General features: G+C 55.5%; 22 protein-coding genes. 11 read left to right on the top strand and 11 right to left on the bottom strand.

The genetic code is table 11. The annotated features are described in order from the left end of the window. Positions 1-12: 12 nt before the first annotated feature. The 10 genes from N909_RS0104555 to N909_RS0104505 all read left to right on the top strand — a co-directional run bounded on the left by N909_RS0104555 (position 13) and on the right by N909_RS0104505 (position 15406). The gene (locus tag N909_RS0104555; protein WP_029912052.1) at positions 13-1149 is read left to right on the top strand and encodes an acyl-CoA dehydrogenase; all 1137 of its coding nucleotides are present in this window, start codon (positions 13-15) and stop codon (positions 1147-1149) included. Positions 1150-1183: 34 nt separating this feature from the next. Then, positions 1184-1972 carry an electron transfer flavoprotein subunit beta/FixA family protein gene (locus N909_RS0104550; RefSeq protein WP_029912049.1) on the top strand — a complete coding sequence of 263 codons (789 nt, stop codon included), beginning with the start codon at positions 1184-1186 and terminating at the stop codon, positions 1970-1972. Positions 1973-1987: 15 nt separating this feature from the next. Next, on the top strand, positions 1988-3007 hold the full coding sequence (locus tag N909_RS0104545) for an electron transfer flavoprotein subunit alpha/FixB family protein (protein WP_029912045.1): 1020 nt from the start codon (positions 1988-1990) through the stop codon (positions 3005-3007). A 53-nt stretch (positions 3008-3060) separates the two neighbouring features. Next, positions 3061-4236 (top strand): thiolase family protein, encoded by a 1176-nt coding sequence (locus tag N909_RS0104540; protein WP_029912042.1) that lies wholly within the window; start codon positions 3061-3063, stop codon positions 4234-4236. Positions 4237-4733: 497 nt separating this feature from the next. Further along, a complete protein-coding gene (locus N909_RS26005; protein WP_155005865.1) occupies positions 4734-4895 on the top strand; it encodes a hypothetical protein in 162 nt (53 codons plus the stop codon). A gap of 511 nt (positions 4896-5406) precedes the next feature. Then, on the top strand, positions 5407-6672 hold the full coding sequence (locus N909_RS0104525) for an acetate kinase (RefSeq protein WP_029912025.1): 1266 nt from the start codon (positions 5407-5409) through the stop codon (positions 6670-6672). A gap of 472 nt (positions 6673-7144) precedes the next feature. Next, positions 7145-9400 carry a bifunctional dihydroorotate dehydrogenase B NAD binding subunit/NADPH-dependent glutamate synthase gene (locus N909_RS0104520; protein ID WP_029912022.1) on the top strand — a complete coding sequence of 752 codons (2256 nt, stop codon included), beginning with the start codon at positions 7145-7147 and terminating at the stop codon, positions 9398-9400. A 321-nt stretch (positions 9401-9721) separates the two neighbouring features. Next, positions 9722-11533 carry a choice-of-anchor I family protein gene (locus N909_RS0104515; protein ID WP_029912016.1) on the top strand — a complete coding sequence of 604 codons (1812 nt, stop codon included), beginning with the start codon at positions 9722-9724 and terminating at the stop codon, positions 11531-11533. A 159-nt stretch (positions 11534-11692) separates the two neighbouring features. Next, positions 11693-12496: a DUF362 domain-containing protein gene (locus N909_RS0104510; protein ID WP_036682895.1), complete on the top strand. Its 804-nt coding sequence runs from the start codon at positions 11693-11695 to the stop codon at positions 12494-12496. A 192-nt stretch (positions 12497-12688) separates the two neighbouring features. After that, positions 12689-15406, top strand: coding sequence for a cache domain-containing protein (locus N909_RS0104505; protein ID WP_029912012.1), 2718 nt, complete (start codon positions 12689-12691; stop codon positions 15404-15406). A gap of 21 nt (positions 15407-15427) precedes the next feature. Here N909_RS0104505 and N909_RS0104500 read toward each other — a convergent pair whose 3' ends face one another. From N909_RS0104500 to N909_RS0104485, 4 genes are all read right to left on the bottom strand, one after another. Further along, positions 15428-15889 (bottom strand): YaiI/YqxD family protein, encoded by a 462-nt coding sequence (locus N909_RS0104500; protein ID WP_029912008.1) that lies wholly within the window; start codon positions 15887-15889, stop codon positions 15428-15430. Positions 15890-16194: 305 nt separating this feature from the next. After that, entirely contained in the window at positions 16195-16353 is a 159-nt protein-coding gene (locus N909_RS25185; protein ID WP_036682892.1) for a YqaE/Pmp3 family membrane protein, read from the bottom strand. A 376-nt stretch (positions 16354-16729) separates the two neighbouring features. Continuing rightward, on the bottom strand, positions 16730-17647 hold the full coding sequence (locus N909_RS0104490) for a ChaN family lipoprotein (RefSeq protein WP_051689524.1): 918 nt from the start codon (positions 17645-17647) through the stop codon (positions 16730-16732). A gap of 548 nt (positions 17648-18195) precedes the next feature. Next, complete coding sequence (locus N909_RS0104485; protein ID WP_036682890.1) at positions 18196-18792, bottom strand: NUDIX hydrolase; 597 nt, start codon at positions 18790-18792, stop codon at positions 18196-18198. Positions 18793-19001: 209 nt separating this feature from the next. On the opposite strand from N909_RS0104485, the gene N909_RS0104480 reads away from it, so the two are divergent. Next, positions 19002-19415 carry a hypothetical protein gene (locus N909_RS0104480; RefSeq protein WP_029912002.1) on the top strand — a complete coding sequence of 138 codons (414 nt, stop codon included), beginning with the start codon at positions 19002-19004 and terminating at the stop codon, positions 19413-19415. A gap of 20 nt (positions 19416-19435) precedes the next feature. On the opposite strand, the gene N909_RS0104475 is transcribed toward N909_RS0104480, so the two are convergent. The 7 genes from N909_RS0104475 to N909_RS0104440 all read right to left on the bottom strand — a co-directional run bounded on the left by N909_RS0104475 (position 19436) and on the right by N909_RS0104440 (position 25789). Next, entirely contained in the window at positions 19436-20440 is a 1005-nt protein-coding gene (locus N909_RS0104475) for an ankyrin repeat domain-containing protein (RefSeq protein ID WP_029912000.1), read from the bottom strand. Positions 20441-20452: 12 nt separating this feature from the next. Next, positions 20453-20869 carry a zinc ribbon domain-containing protein gene (locus N909_RS0104470; protein ID WP_155005864.1) on the bottom strand — a complete coding sequence of 139 codons (417 nt, stop codon included), beginning with the start codon at positions 20867-20869 and terminating at the stop codon, positions 20453-20455. 873 nt (positions 20870-21742) lie between these two features. Beyond that, positions 21743-23050, bottom strand: a complete 1308-nt coding sequence (locus N909_RS0104465) for a type II toxin-antitoxin system HipA family toxin (RefSeq protein WP_029911994.1) — start codon at positions 23048-23050, stop codon at positions 21743-21745. Next, positions 23050-23391 carry a helix-turn-helix domain-containing protein gene (locus N909_RS0104460; RefSeq protein WP_029911992.1) on the bottom strand — a complete coding sequence of 114 codons (342 nt, stop codon included), beginning with the start codon at positions 23389-23391 and terminating at the stop codon, positions 23050-23052. Before N909_RS0104460 ends, N909_RS0104465 begins: the two co-directional genes overlap by 1 nt. Before the next feature lie 1100 nt (positions 23392-24491). Beyond that, the gene (locus N909_RS0104450; RefSeq protein WP_029911986.1) at positions 24492-25055 is read right to left on the bottom strand and encodes an elongation factor P; all 564 of its coding nucleotides are present in this window, start codon (positions 25053-25055) and stop codon (positions 24492-24494) included. Between the two features lie 129 nt (positions 25056-25184). Then, positions 25185-25598: a PaaI family thioesterase gene (locus N909_RS0104445; protein ID WP_036682887.1), complete on the bottom strand. Its 414-nt coding sequence runs from the start codon at positions 25596-25598 to the stop codon at positions 25185-25187. 2 nt (positions 25599-25600) lie between these two features. Continuing rightward, entirely contained in the window at positions 25601-25789 is a 189-nt protein-coding gene (locus N909_RS0104440; RefSeq protein WP_029911982.1) for a hypothetical protein, read from the bottom strand. Positions 25790-25798 lie beyond the last annotated feature (9 nt).

Raw genomic sequence — 25798 nt, 5'->3', positions numbered from 1 at the left:
GAGATGCTCAGTATGGATTTCAATCTGGAAAACGAATACGAAATGCTCAGAACCATGTATCGCGATTTCTCCGAAAAAGAGGTCAAACCGCTGGCGGCGGAAATCGACGAAGAGGAGCGGTTTCCCGTCGAAACCGTGTCCAAGCTGGCCCGCTACGGCTTTCTGGGGATTCCCATCCCCAAAGAGTACGGCGGTCAGGGGGGCGATAACCTGGCCTATGCCATGGCCGTGGAGGAACTCGGCCGGGTCTGCGGTTCGACCTCGGTCATCGTCTCGGCCCATACCTCCCTCTGTGCGGCGCCGATCTACGAGTTCGGTACCGAAGAGCAGAAGCAGAAGTACCTGATCCCCCTGGCGAAAGGGGAAAAACTGGGTGCTTTCGGGCTGACCGAGCCGAACGCCGGGACCGATGCCGGTGCCCAGCAGACCACCGCAGTGCTCGACGGCGACAGCTATGTCCTTAACGGCAACAAGATTTTTATCACCAATGCCGGTTATGCCGATATCTACGTGGTCATGGCCATGACCGACAAAAGTCAGGGCACCCGCGGCATCTCCGCCTTTATTGTGGAGAAGGGTTTCCCCGGGTTCTCCGTCGGCAAAAAAGAGAAAAAACTGGGGATCCGCGCCTCGTCAACCTGCGAACTGATTTTCGAGGATTGCCGGGTGCCCAAAGAGAACCTGCTCGGTAAGCTCGGTAAAGGGTTTGGCCTGGCCATGAAAACCCTCGACGGCGGCCGGGTCGGTATCGCCTCCCAGGCGCTGGGAATCGCCCAGGGCGCTTTTGATGAAACCGTGGCCTATGTCAAGGAACGCAAGCAGTTCGGCCGGCCGTTGAGCAAATTTCAGAACACCCAGTTCGAGCTGGCGGACATGAACACCAAACTGGAAGCTGCCCGGCTGCTGATTTACAAGGCTGCCAACCGCAAAGATCTCAAGCTGCCCTACAGCGCCGACGCCGCCCGTGCCAAGCTGTTTGCAGCCGAGGTCGCTATGGAGATCACCACCAAAGCAGTCCAACTGCATGGCGGTTACGGTTATATCCGGGAGTATCCGGTCGAAAGAATGATGCGGGATGCCAAGATCACCGAGATCTACGAAGGGACCAGCGAAGTGCAGAAAATGGTCATCTCCGCGACTGTTCTGTGACGCCTATTTATCAGTTTAAGACGAGGTTATTGTTATGAAAATCGTTGTTTGTATAAAGCAGGTTCCGGATACCACCGAAGTCAAACTGGATCCGGAAAAAGGGACCCTGATCAGAACCGGGATCCCCAGTATCATCAATCCGGACGACAAACGCGGCCTGGAAGCCGCCCTGGTGCTGAAAGAGCAGGTCGGCGCCGAGGTGACGGTGCTGACCATGGGCCCGCCGCAGGCGGATGTCGCCCTGCGGGAATCCTTTGCCATGGGGGTCGACCGGGCGATCCTGCTGACTGACCGGAAATTCGCCGGCTCCGATACTCTGGCCACCTCTCACACCCTGGCGGCCGCTTTGCGCAAGCTCGATGCCGATCTGATCATCGCCGGACGCCAGGCCATCGACGGCGATACCGCCCAGGTTGGTCCGCAGATCGCCGAACACCTGCATCTGCCCCAGGTCTCCTATGTCTATGAGCTGGAGAAAGAGGACGATCAGCACCTGCTCGTCAAGCGGTCCTTTGAAGACGGTTACCATCGGCTGCGGATCAAAATGCCCTGCCTGATTACGACCCTGTCAGAAATGAACATCCCGCGCTACATGTCGGTTGGAAAGATTTTCGATGCCTACCGGGAAAAGGAGGTCGAAGTCTGGAACCTGGAGCATATCGAGATCGATCCGGCCCGGCTTGGCCTGGATGGCTCCCCGACCAAAGTCAAGAAGTCGTTCACCAAGAGCGCCAAGGAAAAGGGTCTGTACTACGACAACGTCACTCCCAAAGAGGCGGTACAGCTGATCGTGGATAAACTGAAAGAAAAATTTATCTTATAGCAGGAGAAGCAGGGCATGAACCTATCTGATTATAAAGGAATCCTGGTTTTTATCGAACAGCGTGAAAGCGTGATCCAGAAAGTCTCCCTGGAGTTGCTCGGCAAGGGTCGCGAACTGGCCGACGAGCTGGGGGTCGAGGTGACCGCATTGCTGCTGGGGCAGAACATCAGCCAGCATTGCCAGGAGATGATCCACTGCGGCGCGGACAAGGTCGTCTACCTGGAAGACGAAGCGCTGAAAATCTATACCACTGAACCCTATGCCCAGGCCATGACCGCGGCCATTCAGGTTTACAAGCCGGAGATCGTGCTGGTCGGCGCAACCGCCATCGGCCGGGATCTGGGGCCGCGGGTTTCCGCCCGCCTGGAAACCGGCCTGACCGCCGACTGCACCAAGCTGGAAATCGGCGAAGGGAATCATCTCTGGATGACCCGGCCGGCCTTCGGCGGCAACATCATGGCCACCATCATCTGTACCGAACATCGCCCGCAGATGTCGACGGTGCGGCCGGGCGTCATGAAGGTGCTGCCGCGCAATACTTCCCGCAGCGGCGAAGTGATCGCGCTGGACTATCAGCTGGTCCCCAACGAGCTGAATGTCGAGGTGCTCGAAGCGGTCCGCGAGGAGAAGCAGAAAATCAATATCGAGGACGCCGATATCCTGGTGTCCGGCGGTCGCGGGGTTGGCGGCAAGGACAACTACGGCGGTCTGGAAGCGCTGGCCAAACAGCTGCACGGTACGGTCTCCTCATCACGGGCGGCGGTTGATGCCGGTTGGATGACCCATGACCGCCAGGTCGGCCAGACCGGCAAGACGGTCCGTCCGGATGTCTATTTCGCCTGCGGGATCTCCGGGGCCATTCAGCATGTGGCCGGCATGGAGGAATCCGAGTTCATTATCGCCATCAACAAAGATCCGGGTGCGCCGGTCTTCGATGTCGCCGACCTGGGAATCGTCGGAGACCTGCACAAAATAGTACCGCTGCTGGTCGATGAAGTCAGCGCAGCTCACAATAACGACAGAAGCGGGAACTGATCCGGTGCCCGTGCGGCAGCGGATCACCCTTTCAGAAACAGGAGAGATCAACCATGCGTGATGTCTATATTGTCGAAAGTTTAAGAACTCCGTTCGGGGCCTTCAGCGGCAGCCTCAGCACGGTGCCGGCACCGGAACTGGCCGCGACCGTGATCCGGGAAATCCTCAAAAAGACCGGCCTGGACGGGACCGAGATCGATGAAGTGATTCTTGGCCAGGTGCTGCAGGGCGGAGCCGGTCAGGCTCCGGCCCGGCAGGCCATGCGACTGGGCGGCATCGCCGATGCGGTCCATGCCATGACCATCAACAAGGTCTGCGGCAGCGGGCTTAAATCCCTGATGCTCGGCGCCCAGTCGATAATGCTCGGGGATTCCGAACTGGTCCTGACCGGCGGGATGGAGAACATGTCCATGGCGCCCTATGCCATGCCGAAGGCCCGCAGCGGCTGCCGAATGGGGGATGCCAAAATGATCGACCTGATGGTCCATGATGGCTTGACCGATCCCTACTCCGGCCGGCATATGGGCGAATTGACCGAAGGCAGCGCGGAGAAGTACGGCATCTCCCGGGAAGATCAGGACACTTTTGCGGCTCGTTCCTATCAGTTGAGTCAAAAAGCGGTGAGTGAAGGTATTTTTGCCGCAGAAATAGTACCGGTGACCGTGAAAACCCGCAAAGGCGATATCGTTGTCGATACCGATGAAGATCCTTTCAACGGCAACATCGACAAGTTGCCGACCCTGCGGACCGCTTTCAAAAAGGATGGCACCATTACCGCCGGAAACGCCTCGTCCATCAATGACGGTGCCTCGGTGACCTTGCTCGCCAGCAAGGAAGCGGTGGACAAATACAACCTGAAGGTCAAGGCGCGGCTGGTGGCCTATGCCAGCAACAGCATCCACCCCGATGATTTCGGCGAAGCGCCGGTCGAGGCGATCAGCAAGGCGATTGCCAAGGCCGGACTGAACCAGGAGGATATCGATCTGTTCGAGATCAACGAAGCGTTCTCCTGCGTGCCGCTGATGGCCATCAAGCAACTCGGCATCAACCCGGACAAGGTGAACGTCAACGGCGGTGCGGTGGCCATCGGTCACCCGGTTGGCAGCAGCGGCGGTCGCCTGGTCAATACCTTGCTGCGGGAACTGGCCGTGCAGAACAAACGCTACGGTCTGGCCACTCTCTGTATCGGCGGCGGCGAGGCTGTGGCTGCGGTTTTCGAGAAACTCTAACTCGTTTCTGTCCGGAAACCGCCCTTTTCCGCAATCTCGGCGTCAATCTACGCATTTGATTGTGCGGCGTAAAGCACTACACCTCCGCACAAATGCTTGATTTCCTTGACCTTGCGAAAAAATTCTGGTTTCCAGATCAGAAACGTTACAGTGCCCCACCGGAGTTTCCGGATGCCAACTAACTATTTTGCAGGAGGCCGAAACGCCTGCGGCTGCGGACCTTCCCCCTCCGGCCGCGGACCGGACCAGGTCTTCGGTCTCCTGCAAAGCCCGGCTGCCGTTTTTCGGCCGGTCGGGTGGTCAATTGCCGGCCACGTCCTTTTATGTGGGGCGTGGCCGAGTTTTTCCGGTTTCTGCCGAACAAATAAAAAGAAAATATTATTTGCCAACAGCTGAGTGTTCTGGCTATCATCCGTTTCGGCCTGTTACCTGGCTGGACAGTGAATGTTGGAAAGCGACCAGTTGTTCCTCAATTAGTTGTCATCCGGAAACTCTGAATGGCAAAAATTAGGTTTTCAGATTGGAAACGAGAAGTTTTCGGTTGTAGCAAGGAAATCAAGGAATTGCGCGGAGGCGTACACCGTTACGCCGCACAAGTAAGCCTGCAGATTGACGCTGCTACAGCGGAAAAAAACCGTTTCCGGATGAAAACCAATTAGAACCGGCTGGCCAATTCAAGCCGGTCCCGCCATTGGATTCCGTTGCTCCAACCTGTTATCCTGCGGTCACATTAACCTCAATTGCGATGTTAAGACCTAGTGTCCTGTGCGGTTAGTTTTATAGTCCAATTCTGGCCCTTTTTACCGCTGTCTACGTTCTGCCTTCTCGGCTTGGCTTCGGCCAGGCCTGCGGCGGCACGCCTTGACAGCGGAAAAAATGACTCAGAATTTATCCAAACAACTAACCGAACAGGACACTCTTCATGCAATGACGCTTGTCAGGATTTCCGGATAAGTCAACAGGTGGGCCGCTTTCTTCACCAAGAAACGCGCCGGCTTGGTTGTTTTTTCTATGGCCTGGCGACGATCCGGGGCTATACTGCTTATTTTTGGAACGGTTTTGCGGCCTGAACGTGACTTTTGGTCGTCCCCTGTGACTGGGTGGAACGGCTTATAGACTTTATCAACCCTTGAATGAAACAGTATTTACATCACCAAAGGAGAGTTTTTCATGGACATTCTTGCATTGAATTGCGGCAGCTCGTCTGTCAAGTACCAGCTCTACAGCTGGGACCGGAAAGCAGTGATCGCCCAGGGGATGGTGGAACGGGTCACCATCGGCGATTCCTACATTATTCATGAGGTTCCGGGCCGGGAAACCTATCGGGAAGAATACGAATGCCCGGACCACACGGTTGCGGTACAGCTGATCATCAAAACCCTGACCAGCGCAGATCAGGGCGTGGTCAAGGATATGGCGCAGATTTCCGCCGTTGGCCACCGGATCGTCCACGGCGGGGAGAAATTCACCCGCTCGGTCAAGATCGACGATGAAGTGCTGGCCGCCATCAAGGAGTTCTCGCACCTGGCTCCGCTGCACAATCCGCCGAATATCTCCGGGGTCGAAGCCGCCAAAACAGTGCTGCCCGATGTCCCCCATATCGCTATTTTCGACACCGCTTTCCATCAGACCATGCCGGAACAGTCCTACACCTATCCGGTTCCGCATGAATGGTACGAAAAACACGGGGTCCGTCGCTACGGCTTCCACGGCACCAGCCATCTGTATGTCTCCAAGCGCGCTGCCGTGCTCCTCGGCAAAGAGCCCAAGGATTGCAACCTGATCACCATGCACATCGGCAACGGTGCCTCCCATGCCGCGATCAAAGGCGGTGTCTGCATCGATACCTCCATGGGCCTGACCCCGCTGGAAGGTGCAGTGATGGGGACCCGTTGCGGGGATATCGATCCGGCCATTCCGTCCTTTATCCAGCAGCGTGAAGGACTGAGCGCCAAGGAGATCGATAACGTTCTCAACAAGAAATCGGGGATCCTCGGTATCACCGGCAAATACACCGATCGTCGCGATGTCAGCGATGGTGTCAAGGCTGGTGACAAACGCTGTGAACTGGCGCACAACGTCGAGTGCTACCGGCTGAAAAAATACATCGGCAGCTACTGGGCCGCAGTCGGTCGTCTTGATGCCATTGTCTTTACCGCCGGGGTTGGCGAAATGGGTGCGGAAACCCGCGAAGGGGCTCTTGAAGGTCTGGAGCCCATGGGCATCATCATCGACAAAGAGCTCAACCGCAGCACCAGAACCCGCAAACGGGAAACCCTGATCAGCACGCCGGAGTCGAAGGTCAAAGTGTTTGTCATTCCGACCAACGAAGAGCTGGTGTTCATTGAAGACGTGGTGGCGATTCTGGAAGGAACTTACACCGATCATATGAACTTCAAATATTCTTTTGCTGACAGCAGTTTCAAACTGGGGTAAAAGAGATCTTGTCTTGAATCCGCGGGCCTTGCCGCAAGGCCCGCGAAGCTTATTGATTGCGGCTATGATACCCGTTTGGACCGGCCCTGCCGGACCGGACGGGTTGTGTTCCATTGAGAGAGAAGAGTTGCTACCGGCCTGTCCCGCACCTGCGCGGGCTTGCCAGGGTGGGAGGTGAGAACCCGCGCTGGTGAGAGCAGCATTCTGGTATGGATGCGCCATGGCTCGGGCACTGCCCCGGGCAGATCTGGCGCTCCGGGAAAACAGCTCTTTCCATGTTTGAGATGATAGCGATTCGGGCAAGTTTTCCCAAGAGCGGATTCCTTTTTTCACACCTTGTGCAGTTTCTTTTTTATTCAATCTACTGGGGAATTTATTCGTCAGGTCGGCGTCTCTGAACAACACAGGTCCGTGGCTGCCACCTTATTTCAACCGCAGATTTGCCCTCAACGGCAAACAAGAGGAAGGAACTATGTATCGCGTATTAGAGAATGAAGTATTGGCTCCGCAGGTTCATCGTCTCGTGATTGAAGCACCGCGCATTGCCAAGGCCCGCAAACCGGGCCAGTTCGTGATCATTCGTTGTGATGAAGGGGACGAGCGGATTCCATTGACCATTGCCGATGAAAACAAGGATGCCGGAACCATTACCATTATCGTCCAGGCCATCGGCGATGCGACCAAGAAGATCGTCGGTCGCCAGGTCGGCGAGTTCATCCGCGACGTGGCCGGCCCGTTGGGCAAAGCCACCGAAATCGAAAACTTCGGCAAGGTGGTCTGCGTCGGCGGCGGGGTTGGAACCGCGGTGCTGTTTCCCCTGGCCAAGGCCCTGGCCGCGGCCGGCAATGAGGTGACCACCATTATCGGCGGCCGTTCCGAGGCGCTGGTGATCCTGCGTGAAGAGCTGGCTTCCTTTTCCAAAGAGCTGCTGGTGACCACCGAAGACGGCTCCCTGGGCACCAAAGGGTTTGTCACCGCACCGCTGGCCGAAATTCTTGACGATCCCGCCCGCAAGCCGGACGCCATCTTTGCCATCGGCCCGGTGCCGATGATGGCCGCGATCTGCAAACAGACCGAACCCTACGGGGTCAAAACCATTGTCAGCCTCAACCCGATTATGGTTGACGGCACCGGGATGTGCGGCGGTTGCCGGGTCACGGTCAACAATGAAGTCAAGTTCGCCTGTGTCGACGGCCCCGAGTTCGACGGACATCTGGTCGATTTCAAAGAGCTGTCCGCCCGCCAGCAGCACTATGCCAACGATCAGCACGACCGTTATCATTGCCGCATGACCAATGACAGCAGCAAGGAAAATGCCCTGACGCCGAAAGAGCGGATGGCCATTGCGCGCACCAGCATGCCCGAGCAGGATGCCACGGTTCGCGCCACCAACTTTTCCGAGGTCAACCTGGGGCTGTCCGAGCAGGCCGCGATTCAGGAGGCCAAACGCTGCCTGCTCTGCAAAACCCGCCCCTGTGTCGGCGGTTGCCCGGTAGCGGTGCGGATTCCCGATTTCATCGCCCGGGTTGCGGAAGGGCGCTTTGCCGAAGCGGCGGCCATCCTGCGTGAGGATAATGCCCTGCCGGCCACGACCGGACGGGTTTGCCCGCAGGAAGTCCAGTGCGAAGGGGTCTGCGTCCGTGGGAAAAACGGCGAGCCCGTGGCCATCGGCTGGTTGGAGCGCTTTGTCGCGGATTGGGCTAGCGAAAACCTGGAGATGAAACTGCCGGATGTCAAACCGAGCGGCAAAAAGGTTGCGGTGATCGGTTGCGGCCCCGGCGGGCTGACCGCCGCCGGTGAGCTGGCTCGCAAAGGGCACGAGGTGACGGTTTTCGAAGCCCTCCACACCAGTGGCGGGGTGCTCCGTTACGGGATTCCCGAGTTCCGGCTGCCCAAGGCGATCGTCGATCAGGAAGTCGCCAACCTGAGCGCCCTCGGCGTCAAGTTTGAATACAATGTCATCGTCGGTCAGACCATCACCATCCCGGAGATCATGGCCGAGTTCGATGCCTGCTTCATTGCCAACGGTGCCGGTCTGCCGATCTTCCTCAACATCCCCGGGGAAAACCTGAAAGGCGTGTATTCGTCCAACGAATACCTGACCCGGGTCAACCTGATGAGCGCCTATAAACGCGGCAGCACCACCCAGATCGCCAAGGGGCCGACCACTGTCGTCTTCGGCGGCGGCAATACGGCCATGGATGCGGCCCGGACCGCCAAGCGGATGGGCGAGGGGCGGGTGATCCTGGCCTACCGGCGGACCAAAGAAGAGATGCCGGCCCGGGTGGAAGAGATCGCCCATGCCGAAGAGGAAGGGATCGAGTTCATGTTCCTGGTTGCGCCGTTGGCCATCGGCGGCGGTGAAGACGGCTGGGTCAAGAGCGTTAAAATGCAGCAGATGCAGCTGGGTGAGCCGGATGCTTCGGGACGGCGTCGGCCGGTTCCGGTGGAAGGCGGGGAGAGCGAAATCGAAGCCGATATCGTCATCATGTCCATCGGCACCATGGCCAACCCGTTGCTGACCTCGACCTGTCCGGATCTCAAACTGAACAAGTGGGGGAACATCGAGGTTGACGACAACCAGATGACTTCGCTGCCGGGGGTGTTTGCCGGTGGGGATATTGTCCGCGGTGGCGCCACCGTCATTCTGGCCATGGGTGACGGCAAGAACGCAGCGAACGCCATCCACAGCTATCTGGCCGGTGCCGAGCAGCAACAGGCATCCTGACCCGGTCCTGGCAGGCTGTTAAAAACAGCCTGCTGCGCTCATGGAGGAGCGATTAAAATCAATAAGAGACTCTCTAACTTATTGATTTTGTAAGGCAGGGAAGACCGCATTTCCCCTGCTGTGCTTGAAAAAGTCCCGAGGTGGGCTTTTCAATAATCTGCTAAAGTCGCCGGCTGTTACTGCCGGCGGCTTTTTTTTACCCCTGCCCACTATTTTCTGCAGCAATGCTGTTTAACGGCAATTTCACATAAAGCTCATCCTGTTCAAACATTGAATTTATTGAATCCTCACTTCTTGCCTAACTTTTTATGGAGGAGTTCAATGCAAAAGAAACAGCTACGTTTATATCTGGGGGTGTTGCTCAGCGGCCTGCTGCTGCTTGCGGCCGGTTGCGCAGATGATGGGGATGACGGTGCCAAGGGGGCCGATGGCGCCGATGGTGCCGGGCAGGTGATAACGCTGCAACGCCTGGCCAGTACCGAATCGCAGGGATTTGATGCCAGCGCCGCAGAAATTGTGGCCTTTGATGCCGGGTCGCAACGGATTTTTTCCGTCAATGCCGAGAGCGGCAACCTGGATGTCTTTAATGCGGCCGATCTGACCGCACCGGTGCTTGACCAGACCATCGATCTTCGCGCGATGCTGGTGGCTGACGGGGTGGTGGCGAGTACCGATCTGGTCGGGGCCGTCAACAGCGTCAGTGTCAGCGGGAATCTTGCTGCGGTCGCGGTTGAAGCAGCTCCCAAAACCGATCCGGGCTGGGTGGTTTTTGTGAATGTCTCAACCCTGGCTTATGTTCATTCCGTCCAGGTCGGAGCTTTGCCCGATATGGTGACCTTCACCCCGGACGGCGCCAAGGTGGTTGCGGCTTGCGAAGGGGAACCGAACGAAGGCTACAGCGTTGACCCGGAAGGGAGCGTGGCCGTGATCAGTGTGGCTGATTATTCCCTGGTCACAGTCGGCTTCAGCGATTTCAACGTCGGTGCAGCGCGTTATGCTGAACTGCCCACGACCAAAATGGTTCTCGACGGCTACAGCGCGACCACCGTGGACAATAAAGCCACGGTAGCGCAGAGTCTGGAGCCTGAATATATTACCGTCAGCGCCGACAGCCGCACAGCCTATGTCACCTTGCAGGAAAACAATGCCATTGCCGTGATTAATCTTGCCAGCGGCAGCATCGATAAAATCATCGGCCTCGGTTTCAAGGACCATTCCATCCCGGGCAATGAACTGGATGTCAGCCAGAAAGACGGCGTCAATATCCGCAATTGGCCGGTCATGGGTATGTACATGCCCGATTCCATTAGCAGCTTCAGCCATGACGGCAAGACTTACCTGATCACCGCCAACGAGGGGGATTCCCGCGAGGACTGGCTGAACGGAATCAGCGATCAGGCCAGCTGCGAAGCGGCCGGGTATTTCTTTTTTGCGGATGATGGGATCTGCGTCGATGAGTTTTCGGCCAAAGATTACTATGATGCGGACAATGTCACCCTGGACAGCGGACTGACGACCAATGGCGGCTTTGGCGAAGACAATCAATTGCGGCGTTTGAAATTCTCCTACTTCACCACCAGGGCAATGAACGGCGGTACCGACTTTGAAAAGCTCTACGCCTACGGGGCCCGTTCCTTCTCCATCTGGGACCCGGAAACCGGCCTGCAGGTGTTTGATTCGGGCAGCGCTTTTGAGCGGCTGACCGCGCAGCTGTATGGTGCCGACTTCAATAACGATAATGCTGAAAACACCGGCGACGACCGCAGTGACAACAAGGGACCGGAACCGGAAGGCGTAACCGTCGGAACGATTAACGGCCATACCTATGCCTTCATCGGCCTGGAACGGATGGGGGGAGTCATGGTTTATGACGTGTCCAACCCTTATGCTCCGGAATATGTCATGTACACCAACAACCGCGACCTGAGTTATGACATCAAAGGGATTGGTGATCTGACCGATGCCTCGACGGTTGCCGCTGCTGTGGCCGAAGCCGGCGACCTCGGTCCGGAAGGGCTGACTTTTGTGTCGGCGGCAGATAGCCCCAACGGCAAACCGCTGGTGCTGGTGGCCAATGAGGTCAGCGGTACGGTAGCGGTCTATCAGATCAACATAACCCTGCTCCAGAAATAGTTTTCATGAAAAAATAACGGAATTTTTCCACCACGAAGCAAGCCGACACAGCGAACCCTGAACAGGGTTCGCTGTTGTTGTTTTTGCCAATGGGAATCTTTCCATTTTTCGAGAATTAAGTTAGGATGCCCTAAAATTTTACCAGCAAAGGTCGACTGGATGAAAGCAAAGCACTCCGTTTCTGCCCGCTACCCTGAAACCAATCGTTTGAAAGATCTCCTTGAAGCTATCGAAGCGCCGGAGGTTCTGGCCCGGCAACGGCAGATACTGATCAAGCCGAATCTGATCAATGATTCTCCGCCGCCGGTGACGGTCCCGGTGGAACTGGTCGCCGCGCTGATCGATGTGATCCGAACCTGGTCGGACGCCACGATCGTTGTCGCCGAGGGGGTCGGCGCGCCAGGACTGGAGACCCCGCAGGCGTTTCGTAAGCTTGGCTATGAACAAATGGCCCAGGCCAAGGGGGTGCAACTCCTCGACCTGAATCATGCCCCGGTCAAAAAGCTGGTGCGCTCGGATTGCCGGGTGTTCCCCAGCATGCAACTGCCGGAAATCCTTTTTGATAGTTTCGTCATCTCCCTGGCCATGCTCAAAGCTCACTCCCTGGCCGAGGTGACCCTGGCCATGAAGAATATGCTCGGCTGCGCACCACCGGCCTATTATCAGCAGGGCGGACACTGGAAAAAGTCCGTCTTCCATGCCCATATGCACGAGTCGATTTTCGAGTTGAATCGCTATCGCCGCCCTGATCTCAATATTATCGATGCCCGGGTCGGTCTGGCTGATTACCATCTGGGTGGCGCAACCTGCAATCCGCCGGTCGGAAAGCTCGTCGCCGGCTTCGATCCGGTGGCAGTGGACGCCGAAGGCGCTGCCCTGCTTGGCTTCGACTGGCGCAGTATCGACCATATCGCCATGGCGGACGGTGTATTGGGCACGGCGGAGGCACCCTGCGCAGGCTGAGCAGCCGTTACCTGCCTCGAACGTGAAGTTTTTTTACTGCTTTGCAAGATCAACAGCCGACATTCCTGTTGCCGATTCCGGTGGCCCATTCAGGGTTGCTCTGGCTTATTTCTTCCGTCCGGCTGAGCGTGACATGTCTGTTCAGCGGAGGCGGCGTTGGGTTATCTGGACTTTTCCGGTTGAATATTGGTGATGGCATATTTTTCTATCCGCAATAAGTTTTTCGTTTCTTTTTCCCTGCTGGCGCTGCTTGCCCTGTCCACCAGCTTCTGGGTCATTTATTCAACAGCGGAAAAGGAAATCCAGGAAACCATCAAGAGGGAACTTCGTAACAGCACCGACCTGATCAACACCCTGGTGCAGACTGTGGCCCGTTCTTCCATTGAAAACCATCTTCATTCCATTGCCGAGACCCAACTGTCCATGGTCAGCGCGGTTTATGCGGACTACCAGCAGGGGCGCTACAGCGAACAGCAGGCCAAGGACCTGGCGGCAGAGTTACTGCTGCGGCAGGATATCGGCAGCACCGGCTATATTTACTGCATCAACAGTCAGGGGATTGTGACCGAGCATCGGGACAAAACCGTGCAAGGGGCCGATGTCTCCTCTTACCCTTTTATCCAAGAACAGATACGGCTGAAATCCGGCTACCTGGAGTACCTCTGGAACAATCCGGGGGAGCCTAAAGCACGGGAAAAAGCCCTCTATATGGCCTATTTTCCGGCTTGGGACTGGATCATCTCGGTCTCGGCTTACAAGGATGAATTCGATCATCTGATCGATCTTGACAACATCAACAGGGCCCTGGCCGGAATCCATTTCGGAGCGGACGGCTACCCGTTTATCATCGCCAAAGACGGCACGATTATTTTTCATCCCAAACTGCAGGGAAACCTGTATGACGCAGAGCTGGATCCGGAGTTTATCTATGCGATCAAACAGATTATTGACCAGAGCAGCGGCTCCATCTATTACCAGTGGAAAAATCCGGGGGAGGACAAAGCGCGTGACAAACTGGCCATCATTACCCCGATAGAGGATTACCAATGGTTTGTCGGTAGTACCGCTTACCTGGATGAGATCTATCAGCCCCTGGCCGGGATTCGTAGCTCTTTTGCGGTGCTGTTCGGCCTGTATGTTTTGTTCAACCTGGTGGCCAGTTATGGCTTGAGCACCCTGATTACCAGGCCACTGCAACTGCTGATGGCCCATTTCAAGACCCAGCAGCCGACCGAGGTGGCGGCCATTGCCGGGCGATTCGGTGATGATGAGGTCGGCGCCCTGGCCGGATATCTGAATCAGTTTATTGATAAATTGAACGAACACCATCTGGCGCTGAGTTCGGAGATCGCCGAGCGCAAGAACAGCGAACAGGCGTTGCGGGCCAGCGAGCAGATTTTTCATACTCTTTTTGACAACTCCTTTCAGTTTATTTTGCTGCTCGATCCGGCCGGGCGAATCCTGAAAATCAACCGGACCGCCCTGTCTTTCCATAATTTCAGCCCCACGGAAGTGCTCGGAAAGACGGTTTGGGAGATCGACTGGTGGCCCGGTGAACTAGGGCTACCGGGCAAAATTGAGGCGCTCTGTCGTGCGGCGCAAAGCGGCCAGGTTTCCCACCTGGAATTGCATATTCCGGGACCCCGCGAGTTTTGGCTGGATGTTTCCGTAAAGCCGGTGCTGGACGAAAACGGGGAGACGATTTACCTGATTGCCGAAGGGCGTAATGTCAGCGAGCGGCGGCGTGCCGAGCTGGATCTGCAGCAGGCCCAGAAGATGGAATCCATCGGGACTCTGGCCGGCGGGATCGCCCATGATTTTAATAATGCTCTGGCTGGAATTCTGGGCAGTTTAACCCTGTTGGAGATGAAACGGAAGAAAGGGGAGGAGCTGTCGGAGGAGGTCGTTTTCAAACATCTGGACATGATTTCAAAAGCCACCTTGCGGGCCAAGGATGTAGTGGATCAGCTGTTGACCTTGTCGCGCAAATACGATTTTGAGTTTGTTCCTCTGGATCTGCGCACTGTGCTTGAGCAGGTTGTGCTGATTGCCAGAAATTCCTTCGATAAATCGATCCGGATCGAGGCATTGCTGGACCGGAGTGTTCCGGTTTTTGCCGATGCCGGCAGCCTGGAGCAGGTCTTTTTGAACCTGAGCATCAATGCCGCCCATGCCATGACGCTGATGCGGCCGCAGGAGGAGCGCTGGGGCGGCGTTCTGCGCATTGGGTTAACCCGCTCGGCAGTCGTGGGGAAACCGGAGGTGAAGGCCGGTGACTACTGGTGCATTACGGTCAGCGACAGCGGTGTCGGAATCAAGCCCGCCGACCTGGAACGGATTTTCGTGCCCTTTTTTACCACCAAGGCCAAGGGGAGTGGCTCCGGTCTTGGACTGGCCATGGTTTACAATATTGTCAGCCAGCATAAGGGGTTTATCGAAGTCTCCTCGCAACCGTGGGTGGGGACCGAAGTGGCGGTGTTCCTGCCGGTTCATGAGGGTCTTATCGGTGCCAGCGAGACTCCGGCTGAAGAGCTTATTGCCCGGGGCGAAGGCACCATCCTGGTGATTGACGACGAAGAACTGGTGCGCAGCACCGCCCGGGACTTCCTTCTGGAATGCGGCTATCAGGTCCTGCTGGCCGAGAACGGCGCTGCCGGCGTTGCACTCTTTCAGCACCGGCAGCGCGAGATCGACCTGATTCTTCTCGACCTGATGATGCCGGTGATGTCTGGTAAGGAAGCCTTTGCCGCCCTCAAACAGATCGACCCGGCGGTCAAGGTTCTGCTGTCTTCCGGGTTTCGTCATGATACGCGGGTGGAAGAGATTCTGGCCGGCGGGGCGGCCTCTTTCATTCAGAAACCCTATACCCTGGTTGACCTCTCCGCCGCTGTTGCCCGGCTTTTGCGCTGAGCCTGATGCCCTCGGCATCTGTCAGGAGTTCTGGTGCTGCTGGTAGCGGCTGAGCAGTTTGTCCAGTTGTCCGGCGAAAGCTTTGCGGTCGCTGTTGGTGAGGGCGGACGGGCCACCGGTTTCAATGCCCACCCCACGTAAAGTGTCCAGGAAATCCCGCATGTTCAGGCGCTCCCGAATCGTGTCCTCGTTATAGAGTTCGCCGCGTGGGTTCAGCGCCTGGCCGCCGTTGTCGATCACTTCAGCGGCCAACGGGATATCGGCGGTAATCACCAGGTCTCCCTGGCTCAGCTGGCGGATGATTTCATTGTCCGCAACATCAAAGCCGGCGGGAACCAGAAGAAAATCGATATTGCCGGCCGGTGGTACCCGGAGCCGGTGATTGGCGACCAGGGTCAGCCGCAGGCCGGTTCTTTGCGCGGCCCGAAATAAAATCTCCTTGATCACTGCCGGGCATGCATCGGCATCGACCCATATTCTCATCATGTTTCTCCCCGGTTAAAACTTTGTGGTGTGCTGTTGCTGACACAATGCCCGCCCGTACCGATACGTCCATAGAGTTGGGACGGTGACAACCCCGAATGGCGCTCGTTTAAGAGTCGATGGCAGCAAAACCGGGACTGTCCCCGAATGGGGGCTGTCCCAGGTCTTTGCGGTGCTAAGCGCTACAGTTTCATGGCTCGCAAACTCTTGGGACAGTCCCGAGTTTACTGCAACGTTGCATAAACGAGCGTCCCCTTATGTCGCAGCCAGCGGCCAACCATACAGGGATAGGAGAATGAAATCAACTAGCGCTTGGCAATCACCCAGACGGCGTGAACGATTCCGGGGATATAGCCGAGCAGGGTCAACAGGATGTTCAGCCAGAAGGCGCCGGCAAAGCCGACCTGCAGGAAAACGCCCAGCGGCGGCAGAAGAATGGCAATCAAAATCCGTAATAAATCCATGATGGTTCACTCCGTGGGTAAGCGGTTTATTGTTCCAACGTGCTAGCTCAAAACTATGAACTATGAATTGATTCCTTCCTCCTTGATGGGGGAAGGTCAGGATGGGGGTGGAAATACTCCCCTGTTCCGAACGGCGCTCGTTTAAGAGTCGCTGGCAGCAAAACCGGGACTGTCCCAGGTCCTTGCGGTGTTAACCGCGACAGTTTCATGGCTCGCAAACTCTTGGGACAGTCCCGAGTTTACTGCAACGTTGCTTAAACTAGCACCAATCTGGCCTGTTTCCCCCTCACCCCAACCCTCTCCCACGAGGGAAGAGGGGGCTATTTTAAGGACTTTCAGTCCCGTCAAAACCTATGCATATTCAGAGCATAGTGGTTTATTCAGCCGCGGCTGCGCTGCTTTTTTGCTCCCCGGCCTGAGGGCGTTGTGAAGGACTGAGCGTCCAGGACTGCGGGCCGACATCCAGCCAGAGAAAATCGGTGTCTGCCACACTGGCCCGGGTGCGGTCGATCCGCCCGGGAACTTCCGGTAACAGAACCCGGAACGTTCGCGGGGCGAGCTTGGTCAGCTGGTGCGGGATACCGTATTTCCAGGAATGCCCGCTGCCGGCCAGCACAACGACCCGGTAGTCCGGCTGGCGCGTGAGGAAATCGTTGAGATGCTTGGCCATGGCCGTATCCCAGAGCAGCTGCGCTTCACAGAAATAACGGAAGCTGGTCGGATTGTGGCCATGCTCGCCCAAGGCCCGGCGGATGAACTGTTCGTAGGCGGGGTCGACCGTGCAGGTCACCCCTTCCAACCCTTCCAGCCTGGTCGGGGGGAGGGAGGCAAAGCCGTTTTTGGCCACCTGGCGGATGATGTCACGGGAGATGTTCAAAGCGAGCAGGGGAATCCGCCGTTCCCGGGCGAGGACAAAAATATCCCGGTACAGCGGCCACATGCTCCAATTGCGATTGAACATCGCAACCAGATCGGTTTCCTCAAGATTGCCGGCGACCCAGGCGTCAAGGGTTGGCTGGTCATCAATCTGGATCATCTCCAAACCGATGGCCAGCGGCTGTTGCTGCTGCTCAAGGCTGCGGATGATTTCGTACTGCATGCGGTGATGCCCGGCATGATCATGCAGCTCGCCGATAAAGACCACCTGGACCGCGCTCAGCTCGGTCAGCAACTGCTGATAGCTGATCTCAGTACCGCTGGCTGTAGCCAGCAGGTGCGGATGGGCAGCGGCCGTCGTGGGGGACAACAACAGGGGGATGAATAGAGCGGTGAGCAGGATATGACAAGGCCTCATCTCTTTCCTCTCTCTGCAGAGCAAACCGGAATATGGGGGGATTCCGGAGGCGCTTGCAGTAAACTCGGGACTGTCCCCAGGGGTATCGGGGGCTGTCCCAAGAGTTTGCGAGCCATGAAACTGACACGGTTAGCACCGCAAAGACCTGGGACAGCCCCATGCGGGGACAGTCCCGAATGGCGCTCGTTTAAGCAACTTAGCAGTAAACTCGGGACTGTCCCCAGGGTATCGGGGGCTGTCCCAAGAGTTTGCGAGCCTCGAAACTGTGGCGGTTAGCACCGCAAAGACCTGGGACAGCCCCCATGCGGGGACAGTCCCGGTTTTGCTGCAGGACGGACTTTTTCATCAACTTCTTGTTTTGAGCCCATGGATGGGCGACCAAAATCAATGCAGGTTTTGAGGTCATTGATTTTGTAAGGTGGGGGAAATCGCATTTTCCCCGCCGGGCATGAAAAAGTCCCAGGACGGACTTTTTCATCAACTTAAGTATACTCAAAATTGTGCGGGGAGGAGCTGACCGAAGTCAAGGGCGGCACGCCGGGCGTGCTTTAGAGCTTTTCCGGATAGGTAAAGGAGAGATCAAAGAGGTTGAAAAAATTGTCCACCAGCCGGTAGGTGATCCCCCACAATGGGCGGGAACTCCATTCGTTGAGATGAACCACGGGATGCTGGCGGTCAGATCCGCGATGAAAAAAGTGCATATGCCTGTTGCGTTGCGGGTCGAGCAGCGTGGCCAGGGGAATCCAGAAATATTTGACCACCTCTCCGTTGATGCGAAAAACCGCTTCTTCCGAAATCGTGTACACGAAACAGGAAATCCGGACCGAAAGAAAGGCCCCGGCCATGTCATCGCAACGACCAAGGTAATTGGCGTCGGTCAGCGTATAACCGATCTCTTCCCAGGTTTCCCGCTCCGCAGCCGCGCGCGGAGACGGGTCATCTGCTTCAATGCGGCCACCGGGAAAACCGAGATCTCCAGACCACGGGTCTTTCTCGTGCTCCGCCCGCTGAATAAACAGAACTTCTGTTCCCTTTTCGCCATGGCGGAGAATCATTGCCACCGCTGCCTGACGCTCCGCGTCCATATTGGATAAACGAGGCTGATAACTGGCCAGGCGAGTTTTGATGTCTTCAATCTCAAGCATTTTTATCCTGGTGCAGAAAGGACACTTACGTTTTCCGGATTGTGATTTAAAGCGGCAGGCGCAATCGACAAAGATAATTTGCTCACCGGCTTCACATTATTTCAGGTAACCCCGGTTCGTTTGTTGAAAACAGACCCATCGGGAACAACCCTTTTATGGTAAGGCCGCCCACTGTTCTTTGACAAGGGATAAATTGCCAGCAATATTTTATGACGTCCATTCGCGAATACGGGCTCGTCACAATTACCCACAACTTTGAACTTCTAGAAGAGATTCCAGTCAGCGTCACAACCACAGGCGGCAGTCGTTGGGGCAGCAACAATACCCACCCAGAATGGCGACGAAATTTTCATCTATGGGGCAAAACTTCAACTGGGGTGGACTGTGTTGTCGACACAGATGGGTTCGAAAAGAACCTGATTTCCGGTCATCCACTCGCCGTTGAAGGTATCAAAATCAACACTTGGTATTTTCTTGAAAAGGAGCGCGGCGACTGGCAATGGACGGTGGCGGCCAGGCGTCTCAGTATTGTCTGGCTGATACTCTTATTGTCACTGGTGGGTTATGTATTAAGAATACGTCGCGCAGGGGGCGTAAAAGGAAGCAATGGTTTTTCTTGTTAAGAATGCTGCCCGGTCTAAAATCAACGCAAAGAAAACACCTCAACCTTTATTACGCTCCGGGATGCCCCAATATTTTTCTCCAGAACCTCAACTGCCTGCTGACGGTTATTATTGCGGGCGTGAGCCAACGCAGTCATCCCTTGCTCATCGCGCAGTTCAGAATCCGCCCCAAACATCATTAACGTCTGGAGCACGTCCGCCCGGTCACTTTGGGCCGCGAACATCAAGGGGGTTTCGCCTTTACTGTTGGCACGATTGGGGTCTGCGCCGGACTCCAGCAATAAAGTGATTACATATAAGCGATTGCCACCGTATTTGACCAACCAACTCAAAGCTGTTTCAGAATGCCCCCCGTTTCCACAGAGATTCAGATCAGCACCACAACGAATCAAAGCCCTGATGGACTCCAGGCAATCGGTCCGTGAACGCCAGGCGAAGTTCGCCAGATAGGCCAGTGGTGAATCACCATCATTATCGCAGATATTGGGATCGGCACCAGCAGCCAGCAAATCATTAATGGCCGCATGGTGCCCCCGACTACAGGCAATATGCAACGCTGTCAGCGAGCGGTCATCCTCGGTTTTCTCGTTGATATCGGGACTTTCCTGCAGCATCATCTGCAAAACTTCTCTGCATTCCTCGACGATACGTCGATCCCATTCTCTTGGCCAGCCTTCAATAAACTCCAACAAAGAGCAACTGGGCAGAATCTTCATACCGCGTTCTTTGAGCATCGCTACCAGCGCCGCAACTCGGTTGGTCACGGCAAGATTCATGACATCACATTTGCCAAACACCTTCAGTGCCGGGTCGGCTCCGGCTTCCAGCAACAACCGGGCACAGGTTACCTGATCAGGATAATTGCGACCGCTGCCGAAATGCATTCCCAGCATAGTGGCATGGAGCGGGCTCCAGCCGTTTTCGTCCTGCACGTTGACATCAGATCCTTGCTCAATCAAGGTGATGAGAGTTTCGACATCCCCGGCGGAAGCGGCTTTCAGTAAAGGACACGTAAGAAAAGGCACCTTTAACCCCCCTTATTTTTGCGCGGCTACATTACGGTGTTCTGGCTGTGGAGTTGCCAGTTTTTTCAACCGAAGCCCATGATAACCAGCGGACAGTATCAAGGAGATCGGCAGGAGCACCAAGGATGCGAACTCATTCGTCACAGGCAGATCCAGCAGTTTGTCGACCACAAAAACGACACCAGCCGCAAGAAGCAAGAAAAACATCACGCCGTACATCAGAATTGATATCAGTAGTCCTCTCACCACCAGGAACTTCCACACTGCGGACAGATCGGCCCAATAGCGTCGGCCAGTCAGTGACGCTTTGCCACATTGCGGACAGATCAAACGTTCCGGGCCGATGAACAGAGCGTAGTCAAATAGGGGGATATGGTGTTCAATCAGATGCCGGCAATAAGGACATTCGCGGTTCACGTGACTTGCCACAAATTCTTTCTCCCCAGTAAATTTTTTTCGATATTGTTGCTATTGGAAGAAACACCAGCGTGGAGCTAATTGCCCAACACGAAATGTTACTTCAGAGCCATTATCACCGTTGTACGCGCATGTCACCCCCCCCCTTGAAACGTAATACGGTTCCCAGAATCAGAAGCATTGGCCCACAGTAGTGGAGTAGGGTGAAGAAAAGCGAATGGAAGTTGCGCAGGATAAATTCTTCGCCCGTTTCTTTATCAATCACGGTGCTTGTCGGACGTATAGGCACCAACCTAAGAGCGCCTAGCAAAACTTGTCACCATGAGAATATAAGCCAGGGTTTCATTCTACATGCCGCCATTTTACCCGGGCGTGAAAGACAGACCAGTCAATATGAAAAACACAACGGGCAAATCACCAAATCCCTTCCAGATCAGGATAGGTTTCCTCCTTGGTTTATCGACTAAAAATCCGCCTGGCGATTTTCGCTCCACAGCTTTATTCCACCTTGCTAGCCTTATGGCTCTACCGCCATTCATTAAATAGGCGGAAATTCACAGGCACTGTTTTTGTCCAAAACAAGTTAACGCTGAGAAGTTATAAAGGATGGAACGTCAGAATTTTCACGTAAGCAAATTCGTATCCCTCTATAGCAAGCCGAACTATTATATCTTAACCATTGAATTTCGTAAGCTATTGATTGTTTTTTCAGCTCTCAATTCTCACCGTCACCATTTCCAGCACATTGAACGCTTCGGCTACCAATTGTGGCGCGGAGAGTTCTCGTAAATTATGCTGCATCGGGATCTTACTTCACCTTAGGGTAAATCGGGCAGTCTGGACCATAAAATCCGTCTAAAATCTCGTAAGTTTTAAAACGCACACCTACACCAACGAAATCCGCAGATTACGTGAAATCTCATCGCGCCAGTGCGGGGCGACGTGGGCCTCTTCGGCGTAGTCGTTCCAGCGCCGGACAACATTGGTCACTTCCTGGCAGATCGCCTCTGCGCGGCCTTTTTTCATAGACACTGTTGCGGCGCAGGTCTTGAAGTCGTCCATATTGAAGCTGTCGCGTTTTTGGTTGAGCGTCATCTGATGTGAGCTGGTCCAGTTGCCGTCCGGGTGATAGCTGTAGGTGACATCGAAAGCCGGGGAGAGGGACCATTGGCCTTTCTTGTCCATCAGGAAGGCAATATTCTTAACGTGGTCGTCCTGGTTGCGGGCGATGATGTTGAAGGCCATGCGGCGGAATTGCTGTTCGATGGCACTCATGGGCAGGCCGAGCTGTCGTAACGTCATCAGCGCCTGCTCGTATGAATAGGCTCCTGCCAGATTGTAATCGAAGTGGGCCATTGCTCCCAGTGACTGCATGTGCAGTTTGCTGCCGTCTGCCTGGCGATCGAAGCGGCGGGTCATGAAGTGGCGGCGGCCGTTTTCTTCCAGAAGGCGGCATTCGCTCATTTCAATCCCGGCAGCCGTGGCCATTTTGTGATAGGCATACTCGATAGCGCCGTATCCTTTTGGATCCTCCCTCTCTTTATCCTTATTGCCGGAGACGCCGTCGAATTTCAGGAGCCAGGGTTCGAAGCCCGGAGCGGTTTTGACCTGGCCGGAACGGACCTCTCCGCTTTGCGGGTTCCAGGCGATGACGGCCTTGGCGCGAGCGCCACCGGCCGAGGTGCCAACGCGCAGGATATCGCGCAAGGCTTCTTCCTTGGCGCTGTCGTCACCGAAAACCGCTGCAAAGTTATTGCGGTGCGTCAAAATCTCGGAAGCCAGTTCCACGAGCTGGCTTATTTCGATGGGGTTTGACTTGCGTTGGCGAAATCCTATGGCCGGGGCATATTCCAGCGCTCCCATGCCTCTGCTGCCGGTATAACAGAGGCGCTCGACGGCATTGAAAGAGTCGGGCTTACGCCCCTGTGTGGCCAGCCAGGCATTGATCAGGGCGTTGCCGAACCGATCCGGCAATGAATCAGCCAGAAGCCCCGGCAATCCGTGAAAGGTCTCTTGGCGCAACTCGGGGAAAGAATAGACGCGTTGCGCAAGCGGCATGGTCAGGGGAGCGACCTCGATGCCACTCCGGGCGAATTTTTCGTCATACTCGAACAGGGCTGTGGATGTATTGTCCTCAATGGCAACCGCCCCGATGGTCCTGCCCCACAGTTTCACCTCGGCAACTGTCGCCATTATTCATCCCCCCACTGCCAAGGCTCTTCGGCACTCTCTTTTCTTTTTGACGAAGCCCGCTGCCGCTCTTTGCCGATCTTCAGCAGTTCGGCCGGGCGGGGCATCGCTTCAGGAATTGCCGCCTCAAGCAGGTTTAGCATATCCAGGGCGCGCAGCACGCGAACGACGGTCAGAAGTTGGCTGGATTGCCCGGCCTCCAGGCGTTCCAGCGTGCGCTTCGATATGCCGGCCTCGTTCGCCAGGCTTTCCTGGGTGAAGTTTTGTGCAATGCGGTGCCGAGCCAGGCGCTTTCCCAGGGTCGATAAAACGGCCTTGTCAGTCGTGAGTTTATCGATTGTCATTTTTCGTCACCTTTGTTGATATATGCGGTTATTTTATCTTAATTCGACATAGAGTGCGATAAGTAAAAATATAAATATTATTTTAATTCGTCGTTCATGGCGATTTGTTATGAAAATTTCTTGTATACCGTCAAATATTGCGAATAGAGATGAGTTGGTTTTGAGGTCGATTGAAAAGGAACCAAAGTGCCCCTGGGTGGGGAAAATTGTGCCGACAGCGGCTGTGCTCTGTACAGCTGACTGTGGCCCGCTTCTGAAGGTACAGAGAGTATTGCCAGCGATCCGCCAGGCTCCCGTTATGAAAATTGGCGATGCAGTGTCTGGCAGTTAATGTTCTTGGGGCTGATGCTGCTTTTTTTGGCCTTTGACAAGGTACCAGACACGGGAGAACAGCAGGAGAAATATCGTTAGCAGGGTCATAAATGTTCCTGGCCACGATAGATGGAGATAGTTCTTCAGGATAAAGGCGAAAAAAAGGGTCTGCAACACTCCGAATACGGCCATTCTCAGCATGAAACCTCCTTTTTTTCCAGTTAAACCACGGCTACCAGTGAAAAAGGAAATGATTCGGTCGGTATTTAAAACAAAGCTTAACAGATTGTTGAAAAAGTCCATCCTGAAATATTTTAAAGTAAGGTCGGGATAAATAGAATGGCGCTCGTTTAAGAGTAGATGGCAGCAAAACCGGGACTGTCCCCGTACGGGCGCTATCCCAGGTCTTTGCGGTGCGGACCCCTCCAGTTTCATGGCTCGCAAACTCTTGGGACAGCCCCCGATGACCATGGGGACAGTCCTGAGTTTACTGCAAGGGTGCTTAAACGACCACCATTCCGGGATAAGTACGATTTTCCCGACTTCGCAATATCAACGAGTCAGGCATTTATCATCCAGATGAGCACCGATCTCCCGCTACAGAAGCTCCCCCTTTAAGAAAGGGGGAGCCGACTTTGCGGAAGATTCGTATTGATCAATTTTATCATTGATTTTGAGCGCTGCCGACGTTCTGCTTTGTTCAAGCCAAGCCTGTGGCGGACTGTCGGGCAGCGCTGAAAACGCCTACCTGAAGCAACTGTTACCCGGTTTAAGCGAAGCCGTCAAATTCAGGCGCGTGAAACAAAGCGGCACTCACGGGTGTCGACCTTGATTTTTTCTCCTGCTTCCAGGTAGCCGGGCACCTGAACCGCAATGCCGGTTTCCAGGATGGCTTCCTTGGTTTGGGCGGTGGCCGTGGCGTTTTTGATGGCCGGCGCGGTTTCCGTCACGGTCAGCTCAACCACCTGGGGCATTTCCAGGGTGACGACCTGCTCATTGAAGACCCCCAGCGAGACATCGCAGCCGTCGAGCAGATAACCCTTGATGTCTTCGTACAAATCACCGCCGATTTCATACTGTTCATAGCTTTCCTGATCCATGAACACGCCATGCTCACCATCGGCATACAAAAATTGCCCTTTCCGCCGGGCATAATCGGCTTCATCCAGGCGGTCGCTGGATTTGAAAGAGCTGTTGAGGACCTGACCGGTGAGCAGGTTGCGGAATTTTGTTTTGACCAGCGTATTGCCACCGCGCGCCGTCGGTGACTGAAAGCTGACATCCAGAACGAGGCAGGGAGCAGCATCCTGCTGAAAAATGATACCGCGGCGCAGATCGCTTGCATTGATCATATGCTGATTGTCCTTTGTGAAAGTTGATGGTGGCGGAAACGACCGCCTTAACCGAGTGTTAAAGAACGGATTTTTACACACATTCAGGATGTGCCGTCAAGGGGGCAGGCCTTGGTAGAAGCAAAATTTTCAGTCGTCCGGCCAGGCCGGCAGCGTTTCCTGTTTGCGATAGGCCGTCCCCTGAAACTGGGCCACCAATTGTTGGTCCTGGTCGGTGATGCGAACCTGATACTGCCCCAGGCGGCGATTGACCGAGAGCTCGCTGGCCTCTCCATAGAGGGTTCCGCCCCGGGCCGCCTTGATGAAGGATATATGGGTGTCGATGGCCAGGGCCAGTTGGCCGCTGCTGTTGGACGCAACGGCAAAGACAAAATCGGCCAGGGTAAAAATCGCGCCGCCGTGCACCGTACCCGCTCCGTTGAGATGAAACGGTTGAATCGCCATGCGGGCCTTGGCGCGACCGGGCTGTGCTTCCAACAGTTCGATACCGCAATGGCTGGCAAAGTGGTCGTTGGCGGAGAAGAAATCGAGGACTTTTTCCATGCTCAACCCCAGTAACTGTCCAGTTTTTTGTTGCTCAACGGCCGGGGATTGTGCAGGTGCTCCGGGCGGTCGGCCTTGGCTCCGCATTTGCCGCAGACGACAGTCGGCTTGGCCGAGCGGCGGTCGATCTCTTCCATAAAACCTTTGGCTCGCAGTTCGCACATCTTGAGTTGCGTAATGTCCTCGCTCATGGTGGTCTC

The sequence above is a fragment of the Pelobacter seleniigenes DSM 18267 genome (assembly GCF_000711225.1).
In the GTDB taxonomy this organism is placed as follows: domain Bacteria; phylum Desulfobacterota; class Desulfuromonadia; order Desulfuromonadales; family Geopsychrobacteraceae; genus Seleniibacterium; species Seleniibacterium seleniigenes.
Note: the sequence above shows the minus strand (reverse complement) of the source record. Positions and strands in the feature narration are given on the sequence as shown.

Coding starts and splice junctions, on each gene's coding strand:
- N909_RS0104555 (WP_029912052.1), top strand. CDS start 13: ATGGATTTCAATCTGGAAAACGAATACGAAATGCTCAGAACCATGTAT.
- N909_RS0104550 (WP_029912049.1), top strand. CDS start 1,184: ATGAAAATCGTTGTTTGTATAAAGCAGGTTCCGGATACCACCGAAGTC.
- N909_RS0104545 (WP_029912045.1), top strand. CDS start 1,988: ATGAACCTATCTGATTATAAAGGAATCCTGGTTTTTATCGAACAGCGT.
- N909_RS0104540 (WP_029912042.1), top strand. CDS start 3,061: ATGCGTGATGTCTATATTGTCGAAAGTTTAAGAACTCCGTTCGGGGCC.
- N909_RS26005 (WP_155005865.1), top strand. CDS start 4,734: ATGGCAAAAATTAGGTTTTCAGATTGGAAACGAGAAGTTTTCGGTTGT.
- N909_RS0104525 (WP_029912025.1), top strand. CDS start 5,407: ATGGACATTCTTGCATTGAATTGCGGCAGCTCGTCTGTCAAGTACCAG.
- N909_RS0104520 (WP_029912022.1), top strand. CDS start 7,145: ATGTATCGCGTATTAGAGAATGAAGTATTGGCTCCGCAGGTTCATCGT.
- N909_RS0104515 (WP_029912016.1), top strand. CDS start 9,722: ATGCAAAAGAAACAGCTACGTTTATATCTGGGGGTGTTGCTCAGCGGC.
- N909_RS0104510 (WP_036682895.1), top strand. CDS start 11,693: ATGAAAGCAAAGCACTCCGTTTCTGCCCGCTACCCTGAAACCAATCGT.
- N909_RS0104505 (WP_029912012.1), top strand. CDS start 12,689: ATGGCATATTTTTCTATCCGCAATAAGTTTTTCGTTTCTTTTTCCCTG.
- N909_RS0104500 (WP_029912008.1), bottom strand. CDS start 15,889: ATGAGAATATGGGTCGATGCCGATGCATGCCCGGCAGTGATCAAGGAG.
- N909_RS25185 (WP_036682892.1), bottom strand. CDS start 16,353: ATGGATTTATTACGGATTTTGATTGCCATTCTTCTGCCGCCGCTGGGC.
- N909_RS0104490 (WP_051689524.1), bottom strand. CDS start 17,647: ATGAGGCCTTGTCATATCCTGCTCACCGCTCTATTCATCCCCCTGTTG.
- N909_RS0104485 (WP_036682890.1), bottom strand. CDS start 18,792: ATGCTTGAGATTGAAGACATCAAAACTCGCCTGGCCAGTTATCAGCCT.
- N909_RS0104480 (WP_029912002.1), top strand. CDS start 19,002: ATGACGTCCATTCGCGAATACGGGCTCGTCACAATTACCCACAACTTT.
- N909_RS0104465 (WP_029911994.1), bottom strand. CDS start 23,050: ATGGCGACAGTTGCCGAGGTGAAACTGTGGGGCAGGACCATCGGGGCG.
- N909_RS0104460 (WP_029911992.1), bottom strand. CDS start 23,391: ATGACAATCGATAAACTCACGACTGACAAGGCCGTTTTATCGACCCTG.
- N909_RS0104450 (WP_029911986.1), bottom strand. CDS start 25,055: ATGATCAATGCAAGCGATCTGCGCCGCGGTATCATTTTTCAGCAGGAT.
- N909_RS0104445 (WP_036682887.1), bottom strand. CDS start 25,598: ATGGAAAAAGTCCTCGATTTCTTCTCCGCCAACGACCACTTTGCCAGC.
- N909_RS0104440 (WP_029911982.1), bottom strand. CDS start 25,789: ATGAGCGAGGACATTACGCAACTCAAGATGTGCGAACTGCGAGCCAAA.